A 12,013-nucleotide genomic window follows, 5' to 3' on the forward strand; every position below is an offset into this window, starting at 1 on the left:
ATACTATCGAAAAAGTTTTTCTACTTGTTTAATAGATTGTGGCAAACAGCACACAACCACACGATCTCCTTCAGTAATTCTGAAATCTCCTAACGCAATAATCCCATTACCATCTCTAATAATTCCTCCGATAATTGCTGAACGCGGAAAATCTATATCTTTTATTATTTTATTACAAATCAATGATTTCGACTTCACTTTAAATTCTAACAATTCGGCATGCATATTATTCAGTTTGGTCATAGCCACAACATCTCCTTTTCTAATGTATCTGAAAATATTATTGGCAGCCAAAAGCTTCTTATTAATAAGTGTATCTATTCCTATAGATTGAGATAGTTCGAAATAATCCATATTTTCGACTAAAGCAATAGTCTTTCTTACACCTTTCGATTTTGCTACTAAACAGGACATGATATTGGTTTCAGAATTTCCTGTAACAGCAATAAATGCATCCATATCACTAAGATTTTCTTCTTCAAGTAAATCTACATTCCTTCCATCACCATTAATCACCAAAACTTTTGGCAATTCATCTGCAACATCAAAAGCACGCTCTTTATCTTTTTCTATCAGTTTAACACGAGTAGACGAATTACTTAAATCGCGAGCTGCTTTAAAACCAATTTTACTTCCGCCTAAAATCATTACATTTTTAACTTCAGTATTCTCTTTCCCTGTAAGTTTACAAAGTTCTTCCGCTCCTCCTTCAGAAGTTATAAAAACAACATTATCGCCTTCCTTAAATACAGAATCTCCTCTAGGAATAATAGTATATTGTGTTCCAAAACGCTGAATTGCGATGGGAACGAAATGAATTTCCGGAAAAATTTGAGCGGCTTCTTTTACGGTTTTACCAACAAAAGTCATTCCTGCAGATAAGTTTAAACCTACCATAGTTAACGCACCATCCTCAAACTCGTAACTATCATTAAATGCAGATTGGTCTAATAGCAACTTAATTTCTGCAGCTGCTAAAGCTTCGGGAGAAATTAATTCATCGATTCCGAATTTAGTAAATCCAACTTCTTCTTTATGATTAATAAACTCGGTATTAGAAATTCTGGCAATCGTCTTTTTTGCTCCCAATTGTTTGGCTAAAACACAAACTGTAATATTTGTAGTCTCGGACGATGTTACAGCGATAACAAGATCACTTTCGGCCACTCTAGCATCTTTTAAAATTGATATAGAAGTTGAATCTCCTTTAATAACTTTAATATCCAAATGGGTGTCGGCTTTTGTTAAGCTCTCCTTATTAACGTCTATCAAAGTGATTTCTTGAGCTTCGTAAGATAAAAGTTTAGCTAAGTGAAACCCAACTTCTCCAGCGCCTGCAATGATAATTTTCATGTGTAGTTTCTCGTAAAAAGTAAAACAAATATAATAGAATTTATAATTCTTAATCCCCTTTTACAATTAATATAATTATTTGTTTGCAAGTTTCTTAATACATAGTGAATAACTTATATTTGCTGAAAATTTTTATTTTGATAAAAGTAAACCCATATAAAGACAGCGACCTAGGTAAAAAAGAACAAGTCACTAAAATGTTTGATAATATTTCGGGAACTTACGACGATTTAAATCGTGTAATTTCTTTTGGTATTGATATTAAATGGCGTAAAAAAGTGGTTGACCTTGTTAAAAACACTTCGCCAGATTCCATTTTAGATATCGCAACTGGAACAGGAGATTTAGCAATTAATTTAGCCGAAACTCAGGCTGAAAAAATTGTTGGATTAGACATTAGCCCTGGAATGCTTGAGGTTGGAAAACAAAAAATAAAAGCAAAAAAACTAGAAACTAGAATTGACATGATTTTAGGTGATTCTGAAAACATGCCTTTTGCAGATAATTCTTTCGATGCTATTACAGTAGCCTTTGGTGTTCGTAATTTTGAAACTTTAGAAAAAGGTTTGGCCGAAATTCTACGTGTATTAAAACCGAACGGAATTTTTGTTATTTTAGAAACCTCGGTTCCTCTTAAAACACCATTTAAACAAGGGTATAAATTATATACAAACAACATTATGCCAATTATAGGTAAACTGTTTTCTAAAGATAAAAGTGCCTATAAATATTTAAGTGATTCTGCTGCTGTTTTTCCACATGGTGAAGCGTTGAACAATATTTTAAAGAAAATTGGGTTTATAAATATTGAAGCGTTTCCGCAGACATTTGGAGTCGCTACCATTTATACATCATCTAAATAGTAATATGAAAAAACTAATTGTAATTGTATTTTGCATCTTGATTTCCCAATCTGGTTTTGCGCAGTTATTTAGTAAAGAAAAAATTCTTAATAACGAAAATTTCGACAAAGACAGGTTTAGTTACGGCTACTTTTTAGGATTTAATTATTATGGTTTTGATTTTGACTATAATGAAGAAGTTCTTGAAACAATCCCAGGAGATCCTGATTTAGGCATACCAAAGAGAACTGTAGACAAAACGGCTATTCAAGTAGAATCTAAAATCGGTTTTAATATTGGTCTTTTAGGAAACATGAGAATTAACGATTATTTAGATTTACGTTTCGAACCAGGATTATATATTACCAATAGAAATTTAATATACTCTGAAGAATATTTCTCGGGAATGCCCGATGCTCCTACCGACGTTGATTTAATTCGAGAAATAAAATCTACTTATATACACTTACCCCTTTTGGTGAAATTTTCGGCAAAACGTTTAAACAACTTTAAACCTTTTATTGTAGGTGGTGTATCTATGTCTATAAATTTAAATAGTAACGAAGATAATCCAAACGACAATAGTAGTAATCAATTTAGGATGGTAACAAACACCTATTATTACGAAATTGGTGTTGGGATTGATTTCTATTTACCATACTTTAAATTTACGCCTTCTATTCGTGGTGTTTTTGGTATGAATGATGAATTAGTTAGAGATAATGCTGGTCCTGATCTAGATAATCCGATTCCTAGCCCGTGGACCGATAATATTGCAAGCATGAAAACCCAAGGGATCTTTGTAAACTTTACATTTCAATAGTCCGTCGTTTAAACTCGCTTAACAGAATAGAAGTTGCCGTTGCTACATTTAAACTTTCGGTAGCTTTTATGTCTCCGAATCTTGGAATGGCTATTTTTTCGGTGATTAAAGCTTCAATAGATTTTGAAACACCATTAGCCTCATTACCCATTACTAAAATACCAGAATTTGAAAGTTGCTGATGAGTGTATACATTTTTACCTTCCATAAATGCACCATAAATAGGAACATTTACATCTTGTAAAAAGGATTCTAAATCTAGATAATTAATATTTACACGTGTAATGGAACCCATTGTGGCCTGTACAACTTTTGGGTTAAAACAATCTACAGTACCTATATTGCATATCAGATTATTAATCCCAAACCAATCACATAATCTGATTATGGTACCTAAATTTCCTGGGTCTCTAACATCGTCTAATGCGACACAAAGCTGTGAAACATCTATAGGTTTTGGTTTAGGAATTTCGAAAACAGCAAACGCCTTATTAGGTGAAGTTAAAAAACTGATACGTTTTAAATCGGTTTCAGAAATGAGTATTTCTAAATCGGTTTCAAGATTAAAACTTTCAGTGGTGTATAAATACTGTAATTTTAAGTCAGAATTTAACAATTCACGAATTGTCTTAACACCCTCAGCTACAAATACATTGGACTCTGCTCTGTGCTTTTTAAGTTTTAATTTATTAATTAGTTTTATTTGATTTTTTGATAACATTCAAATAATGTATTTTTGATTTTGAAAGCAACTTTCTTTTCACTTGCTTACATCCGATTGCAAACATAAAAAAAGTCTTTTAAACGTTTTTAATTTCTAAAATATACTTGAAACAAAGGTTCTCAAAAATAGTATTATTTATTTTAATAACAGGCTTAATTACGGCTTGTAATTCTATTAAAAGAGTTGGTGAGGATCAACACCTTTTAGTAAAAAACACTATTTATGTAGATAGCGTTAAAAATACATCAGAACAGATTGATAATTTACTATATCAAGATCCAAACAAATCCATGTTAGGACTTCCTATCCGCCTATATATTTACAATTTAGCCAGACCCAATATCGATTCGATTATAGATGCAAGGCTAAACAAATCTGCCAAACATCTTGAGCGAATGGAGCGTTTTCTGTCTAAAAAACAATTATCTCATTATATAAATTCAAGAATAGGGTTTAATTCTTGGTTAAAATCTACTGGGGAAGCACCTGTAATTGTTAGTGAACCACGTGCTATAAAATCGGTTAAAAGATTAGAAGATTATTATATAAATAATGGTTGGTTCGATGTTTCTGCGAGATATGATACTATTCAAAAAACGAATAAAAAGACGGATGTAATTTACAATGTTAACTTAGGTACACCCTTCAAAATTGATAGTATTTCTACAAATATTTCGACGCCTGTTGTCGATTCTATTTACAATCGATTTAAAGGAAGATCGTTTATAAAAACTGGCCAACGTTATACTACCAATAATTTTGAAGCAGAACGCGATAGAATTACTTCTACCTTAAGAAATCATGGTATTTATCAGTTTAGTCAGGATTATGTGATTTTTCAAGCGGATACCATAAATACGAATAAAAAAATAAATGTTGAAGTTCAAATTAAAAACTTTAATAGTCGAGGTCAAGACTCATCACATCGAGAACCGTTTAAGGTTTATAAAATTAAAGAAGTAAACATTTTCACAGATTTTTCAAACGAAAATAGAAATTCCAAAATTCTAGATTCCACCTCATTTAATGGATATAATTTATATAGTGTAGACAAAATAGCATTCAGACCAAAAGCACTTACAGATGCCGTCTTTATAATTCCCGGTACTATATTTAGGGATATAGATCGCACACGAACCTACCAGCATTTAAGCGAATTAAAAACGTTTAAATACCCCGATATTAAATATATTAAAAATCCAGATACGACACTTACTACCAATATTTATTTAACACCTTTAAAAAAATTTAATTTAGGGTTTAGTACAGAAGTATCGCAGAGTAACATTCAGGTTATTGGTTTTTCTGTTAACCCGAGTTTGTTGGCTAGAAATATTTTTAAAGGGGCAGAAACTTTAGAATTATCTGGATTTGCATCTATAGGTGCTTCAGATGATGCCGGGAGTGAAAAAGATGTGTTTTTCGATATTAATGAAATTGGTGCTGATTTAAAACTTACTATTCCACGACTATTTTTTCCGATAAGAACAGATAGTCTTATTCCAAAATACATGTCTCCAACTACAAGTACTAGTTTATCTGTTGCGAGTCAAAAAAACGTAGGTTTAGATAAGCGCTCATTCACAGGTTCATTAAATTACAATTGGAAACCTAAAAAGGGAGTATCAAAAGCTTTAGATTTATTTAGTGCACAGTATGTAAGGAATTTAAATCCTGATAATTATTTTAACGTTTATAGCACATCATACAACACCTTAAATGGTATTGCACAGGATATTGGCTATATACCAAAATACGAAAACTTATCGATTCCGGATGGGGCAAACGAATTTATAGACGTGGTATTAGGACCTAATCCGCCAGACGATATCTCTGAAGACGACATACAATCTGTTAATAATATTGACGAACGGATGATTCGTTTAACGGAAAACAACCTAATCGTGTCTACTGCCTACACCTTTATAAAGGATAATCGTAGAAATGCATCAGACGAAGCATTTTATATTTTCAAATTTAGACTAGAAACTGCCGGTAATATGTTAGCATTAGGCTCATCGCTTTTTAATAGCCCTAAAAATGACGATGGTCGTTACGAACTATTTAATGTTGCTTATTCTCAATATGTTAAAACAGAATTTGATTACATCAAACATTGGGATTTAGGACACAAAAACATTCTTGCTTTTCGCAGTTTTTTTGGTATTGCAATTCCTTACGGAAACTCGAACAACATCCCCTTTTCTAAAAGTTTCTTTGCAGGTGGAGCCAACGATAATCGTGCTTGGATAGCTTACGATTTAGGACCAGGTAGTTCTGAAAGCAAAGATGATTTTAACGAAGCAAACTTAAAACTCGCTTTAAACATTGAAGAACGTTTTAATATTTTTGAAGATTTATACGGTGCTGTTTTTATGGATGTAGGAAACATTTGGAATGTATTTGACAATATTGATGATGAGAGCGCAACCTTTAATAATTTAAGTTCACTTAAAGACACGGCAATTGGAACAGGAATAGGTTTTCGTTACGATTTCAGCTTTTTGGTATTTAGATTCGATATTGGATTTAAAACCTACGATCCATCCTACCCAGAGGGTGATCGGTGGTTTAAAGACTACAATTTCGGAAATGCAGTTTATAATATTGGTATTAACTATCCATTCTAACACCCTTAAAGTTTTTTTAAATTTATATCGTTTTCGTGATTTTTGCTTTAGTAAAGCAGCCAAAACTTCAAAAAAACACTTAAAAAGTATTACTTTTGATACTAATCAACATTCACATAATAAACAAGATAATATGGGACACAATATTAAACCGGGAGTTGCTACCGGAAAAGAAGTACAAGAAATTTTTAAACTTGCTAAAGAAAAAGGATTTGCTCTTCCAGCTGTAAATGTAATTGGATCTGATACTATTAATGGTGTTTTAGAAACTGCTGCATCTTTAAATGCTCCAGTAATTATTCAATTTTCTAATGGTGGTGCTGTTTTTAATGCAGGTAAAGCATTAAGTAATGAGAACCAAAAAGCAGCCGTTGCAGGTGCTATAGCCGGTGCAAAACATGTACATCAATTAGCAGTAGCTTACGGTGTTCCTGTAATTTTACATACAGACCATTGTGCCAAAAAGTTATTACCTTGGATTGATGGAATGTTGGATGCTAGTGAACAACACTTTGCTGAAACTGGAAAACCATTATTCAGTTCACATATGATTGATCTTTCTGAAGAACCTTTAGAAGAAAACATGGAGATTTGTAAAAAATACCTAGAGCGCATGAGCAAAATGGGTATGACTTTAGAAATTGAATTAGGTATTACAGGTGGTGAAGAAGATGGTGTAGACAATACAGATGTAGACGATTCTAAACTATATACACAACCGGAAGAAGTCGCTTATGCTTATGAAGAGTTAAGCAAAGTGAGTGACCAATTTACAATTGCAGCTGCATTTGGAAATGTTCATGGGGTTTACAAGCCAGGAAACGTAAAACTGACTCCAAAAATCTTAAAAAATTCTCAAGAATACATTACTAAAAAATACGGCGTAGAAGAAAATCATATCGATTTCGTATTCCATGGTGGATCAGGTTCTACTGTTGAAGAAATTAGAGAAGGAATAAGCTACGGTGTAATTAAAATGAATATCGATACAGACATGCAATATGCATTTATGAGCGGTATTCGTGATTACATGAAAGAAAATGAAGCTTACTTACAAGCTCAAATAGGTAGTCCTGATGGAGCAGATTCTCCAAATAAAAAATATTACGACCCTAGAGTTTGGCTAAGAAAAGGTGAAGAAACCTTTGTAGCACGCTTAAAAAAGGCATTTGAAGATTTAAATAATGTGAATACATTATAAAAAAATCGTGGCGTTTTGCTATTATTAAAAACAAAATTTTAATTTTGGCAAGAATATGGTTTACAAAGAAACAGAGTTACCTAAACACTAATACTGTTTAAATTTCTGTTATATTTACATAACTTTCACTCTAACAGACATAAAGGAAAATATTTTTTTTATGTCTGTTAGAATAACGCTAAACGAAACAATTTTGAAGTATATATAATCCTTCAAAATAAAAAAAATAAAAATCAATATGTCTTGGTTTAAAAGAAAAACAAAAGGAATAACAACCACAACCGACGAGAAAAAAGACACACCTAAAGGGCTGTGGTACAAATCTCCAACAGGTAAAATAGTAGATACCGAAGAATTAGAACAGAATTTCTATGTGAGTCCGGAAGATGGATATCATGTTAGAATAGGAAGTAAAGAATACTTCGAAATACTTTTCGACGACAATACATTTAAAGAATTAGATGCTGATCTTACTTCTAAAGATCCTCTGAAATTTGTCGACACAAAAAAATATCCAGATCGTTTAAAAGCTGCGCAAGAAAAGACAAAACTAAAAGACGCCATAAGAACTGCCGTTGGAAAATCTAAAGGTAAAGATATCGTTATAGCGTGTATGGACTTCAGTTTTATTGGAGGTTCTATGGGAAGCGTAGTTGGCGAAAAAATTGCACGTGCTGCAAATTATTCAATAAAACACAAGATTCCTTTAATGATTATCTCTAAATCTGGAGGAGCAAGAATGATGGAAGCAGCGTTATCTTTAATGCAATTAGCAAAAACATCTGTTAAACTAGCGCAATTGGCAGAAGCAGGTATTCCTTATATCTCATTATGTACAGATCCTACAACAGGAGGTACAACAGCTTCTTTTGCGATGTTAGGAGATATTAATATTAGCGAACCTGGAGCTTTAATTGGTTTTGCTGGCCCACGAATTGTAAGAGACACTACAGGCAAAGAACTTCCTGAAGGATTTCAAACTGCAGAATTCCTATTAGAACACGGTTTCTTAGATTTCATTACACACCGTAAATATTTAAAAGACAAAGTAAACTTATATCTCGATTTAATTACAAATCAGCCATTAAGAGCTTAAAGAATAAAAAGATACATCATCGTCTCTTTTTATTATCACATTCATAAAATATTACTAATAAATTTTTAAATGATATAATATTGCTATATTTGCGGCTCGAAAGATAGGCTTTCGTGTACATAACAATCATTTACAATAATATTAGAATGTATTTATCAAAAGAAGAAAAGCAAGACATGTTTGCAAAACATGGTAAAGGAAAAAACGATACCGGTTCTGCTGAAGGACAAATTGCTTTATTTACACAAAGAATTAATCACTTAACTGGACACTTAAAAAATAATCGTAAAGATTATAACACGGAGCGTTCATTAGTAATGTTAGTAGGTAAAAGAAGAAGCTTGCTAGATTATTTAACTAAGAAAGATGTCTTAAGATATCGTGCTATTGTTAAAGAATTAGGATTAAGAAAATAAAAAAAGAGAGGCTTTATGCCTCTTTTTTTTAGTCTATACGTCTCGTAAGAGATAAGATAAAAAGCTATTACTTAGTTTTTCATTGGTCACCCACACAACAACTACAACACAACGACCATTGTTTAATTAGAATAAAAAAATTTATGATTCCAAAAGTTTTTAGAGAGGTCATCGACCTTGGTGATGGAAGAGAAATTTCCATCGAAACCGGAAAATTAGCTAAACAAGCTCATGGATCGGTTGTAGTACAATCAGGAAAATGTATGTTATTATGTACAGTTGTTTCCAATTATAAACAAGCAGATGTCGATTTTTTACCGTTAACGGTAGATTATCGTGAAAAATTTGCTGCTGCTGGGCGTTATCCAGGTGGTTTCTTCAAAAGAGAAGCAAGACCTAGTGACGGCGAAGTATTAACTATGCGTTTAGTAGACCGTGTTTTACGTCCGTTATTCCCAAAAGATTATCACGCAGAAACACAAGTTATGATTCAGTTAATGTCTCATGACGATGATGTTATGCCTGAAGCTATGGCTGGATTAGCTGCTTCTGCTGCTATACAATTATCTGATTTCCCATTTGAATGTCCAATCTCTGAAGCTAGAGTTGCTCGTGTAAATGGTGAATTTGTAATTAACCCAACCCGTGCTCAATTAGCAGAATCTGATTTAGAGATGATGATTGGTGCTTCTTACGATTCAGTAATGATGGTTGAAGGAGAAATGGATGAGATTTCTGAGGAAGAGATGGCAGATGCTATCAAATTTGCTCACGAAGCGATTAAAATTCAGATTGATGCTCAAGTACGTTTAGCTGAAGCTTTCGGTAAAAAGGAAACTCGCGAATACGCTACTGCTGAAGTAAACGAAGAATTAGAAAAAAGAATACACGATTTAGCATACGATAAATGTTACGCTATTGCTAAGAAGGGAACTTCTAAAGTTGAGCGTACTAATGCATTTGCTGAAGTTAAGGAAGAAGTAAAAGCTTCTTTTACTGAAGAAGAAATGGCTGAATTTGGTCATCTTGTTGGAGGATATTATAGTAAAGCTGAAAAAGAAGCTGTACGTGAATTAACATTAAGCGAAGGTTTACGTTTAGATGGTCGTAAGACTGACGAAATTAGACCAATCTGGTGTGAAATAGATTATTTACCATCTACACATGGTTCTGCAATCTTTTCTCGTGGAGAAACTCAAGCTTTAGCAACAGTTACTTTAGGAACTTCTAGAGATGCAAACAAAATAGATATGCCATCTTACGAAGGTGAGGAGAATTTCTATTTACATTATAACTTCCCTCCTTTTTGTACAGGTGAAGCTAGACCATTAAGAGGAACTTCTCGTAGAGAAGTTGGTCATGGTAACTTAGCACAACGTGGTTTAAAAGGTATGATTCCTAGTGATTGTCCTTACACAGTACGTGTTGTATCTGAAGTATTAGAATCTAACGGTTCTTCTTCTATGGCAACTGTTTGTGCAGGTACGATGGCATTAATGGATGCTGGAGTTCAAATGAAAAGACCTGTTTCTGGTATTGCTATGGGATTAATTTCTGATGGTGACCGTTATGCTGTATTGTCTGATATTTTAGGTGATGAAGATCACTTAGGAGATATGGACTTTAAAGTAACTGGTACTACTGAAGGGATTACTGCTTGCCAAATGGATATTAAGATTAAAGGCTTATCCTACGAAATTTTAGTGAATGCACTAAAACAAGCCCGTGAAGGTCGTTTACATATCTTAGGAAAAATTACTGACACTATCTCAGTTCCTGCTGCAGATGTGAAGCCTCACTCTCCTAAAATGGTTACTAGAAGAATTCCTAACGAATTTATCGGTGCATTAATTGGACCAGGAGGAAAAGTAATTCAAGAAATGCAAAAAGAAACTGGAACTACTATCGTTATAAACGAAGATCCAGTAACTGAAGAAGGTATTGTTGAAATTTTAGGTGTTGGTCAAGAAGGTATTGATGCTGTATTAGCAAAAATAGATTCAATTTTATTCAAGCCACAAGTTGGTAGCGTTTACGAAGTAAAAGTTATTAAAATGTTGGATTTTGGAGCTGTAGTTGAATATATGGATGCACCAGGAAACGAAGTATTATTACACGTAAGCGAATTAGCTTGGGAACGCACAGAAAATGTTTCTGATGTTGTAAATATGGGAGACATATTTGATGTGAAGTATTTTGGAACAGACCCTAAAACACGTAAAGAGAAAGTCTCTCGTAAAGCGATTTTACCTAAACCAGAAGGTTATGTAGCAAGACCACCAAGAGAAAATAACGATCGTGGTGGACGTGATAACAGAGGTAGAGATAATCGTGGACGTGACGACAGAAAACGTGATGATAGAAAACCTAGAGAAAATAAAGATTAATTAGTTAATCTTTTAATTATATATAAGGCCAATCTTGTTAATTCAAGATTGGCCTTATTTTTATATAAAAACTTAAACCCTTGTAAACTTGATTTATACAGTTAAAATTATTATATTATTAGCTATGATATATCATGACAAAGAAAAATATACAGACTTTTTAAATCAATCAATTACGTATTTAAAGCAACATGGATTTGAAAATATTAAAGCAGATCAAGAAGGCTATCAAACGCCAAAATCTTATTTAAAAAAAGGGAGCGACATAACTATTACTCCAGATATTGTTGCAGAAAAAGAAGGAAGAAAACATATATTTGACATTGGTTTAAAATCTTCAAAACCAAACTTATTAAAGTCAAAATGGTTATTTTTAAATACATTAAGCAGCTTAAAATCACATCGTTTTAAATTGATTACTACTCGTGGTCATTATAAGTTTACAAACGATATGTTAGAGGACATTAATTTAAATCATCAAAATCTTATAAAAATTTAAAAATAAATAAATCTTTTGTAACATTTCCATAGAAGCTTACGT

The 12,013-nt window shown here is 32.7% G+C and carries 10 protein-coding genes; 8 read left to right on the plus strand and 2 right to left on the minus strand.

Translation table 11 applies throughout. The features are described 5' to 3' along the window. Window positions 1-3: 3 nt before the first annotated feature. Window positions 4-1,353: a Trk system potassium transporter TrkA gene (trkA, locus tag R6X41_RS03375; protein ID WP_318497448.1), complete on the minus strand. Its 1,350-nt coding sequence runs from the start codon at window positions 1,351-1,353 to the stop codon at window positions 4-6. Window positions 1,354-1,490: 137 nt separating this feature from the next. Between trkA and ubiE the strand changes: the two genes are divergently transcribed. Both ubiE and porT read left to right on the plus strand, forming a co-directional pair. Next, window positions 1,491-2,216, plus strand: a complete 726-nt coding sequence (gene ubiE / locus R6X41_RS03380; protein WP_412176252.1) for a bifunctional demethylmenaquinone methyltransferase/2-methoxy-6-polyprenyl-1,4-benzoquinol methylase UbiE — start codon at window positions 1,491-1,493, stop codon at window positions 2,214-2,216. Between the two features lie 4 nt (window positions 2,217-2,220). Beyond that, complete coding sequence (gene porT, locus R6X41_RS03385; RefSeq protein ID WP_318497449.1) at window positions 2,221-3,018, plus strand: type IX secretion/gliding motility protein PorT/SprT; 798 nt, start codon at window positions 2,221-2,223, stop codon at window positions 3,016-3,018. Here porT and R6X41_RS03390 read toward each other — a convergent pair. Then, on the minus strand, window positions 3,005-3,739 hold the full coding sequence (locus R6X41_RS03390) for an RNA methyltransferase (protein ID WP_318497451.1): 735 nt from the start codon (window positions 3,737-3,739) through the stop codon (window positions 3,005-3,007). The two genes, porT and R6X41_RS03390, sit on opposite strands and share 14 nt — an antisense overlap. Before the next feature lie 107 nt (window positions 3,740-3,846). Between R6X41_RS03390 and tamL the strand changes: the two genes are divergently transcribed. The 6 genes from tamL to R6X41_RS03420 all read left to right on the plus strand — a co-directional run bounded on the left by tamL (window position 3,847) and on the right by R6X41_RS03420 (window position 11,971). Beyond that, window positions 3,847-6,372, plus strand: a complete 2,526-nt coding sequence (tamL, locus tag R6X41_RS03395) for a translocation and assembly module lipoprotein TamL (protein ID WP_318497453.1) — start codon at window positions 3,847-3,849, stop codon at window positions 6,370-6,372. A 133-nt stretch (window positions 6,373-6,505) separates the two neighbouring features. After that, a complete protein-coding gene (gene fbaA / locus R6X41_RS03400; protein WP_318497455.1) occupies window positions 6,506-7,573 on the plus strand; it encodes a class II fructose-bisphosphate aldolase in 1,068 nt (355 codons plus the stop codon). Window positions 7,574-7,811: 238 nt separating this feature from the next. Then, complete coding sequence (accD, locus tag R6X41_RS03405; RefSeq protein WP_318497457.1) at window positions 7,812-8,669, plus strand: acetyl-CoA carboxylase, carboxyltransferase subunit beta; 858 nt, start codon at window positions 7,812-7,814, stop codon at window positions 8,667-8,669. A 146-nt stretch (window positions 8,670-8,815) separates the two neighbouring features. Then, window positions 8,816-9,085, plus strand: coding sequence for a 30S ribosomal protein S15 (gene rpsO / locus R6X41_RS03410; protein WP_318497459.1), 270 nt, complete (start codon window positions 8,816-8,818; stop codon window positions 9,083-9,085). 143 nt (window positions 9,086-9,228) lie between these two features. After that, window positions 9,229-11,472, plus strand: a complete 2,244-nt coding sequence (locus tag R6X41_RS03415; protein WP_318497461.1) for a polyribonucleotide nucleotidyltransferase — start codon at window positions 9,229-9,231, stop codon at window positions 11,470-11,472. A 124-nt stretch (window positions 11,473-11,596) separates the two neighbouring features. Further along, window positions 11,597-11,971, plus strand: a complete 375-nt coding sequence (locus tag R6X41_RS03420) for a hypothetical protein (protein ID WP_318497463.1) — start codon at window positions 11,597-11,599, stop codon at window positions 11,969-11,971. Window positions 11,972-12,013 lie beyond the last annotated feature (42 nt).

Origin of the sequence: Formosa sejongensis, from assembly GCF_033447105.1 — a bacterium.
Lineage (GTDB): Bacteria > Bacteroidota > Bacteroidia > Flavobacteriales > Flavobacteriaceae > Formosa.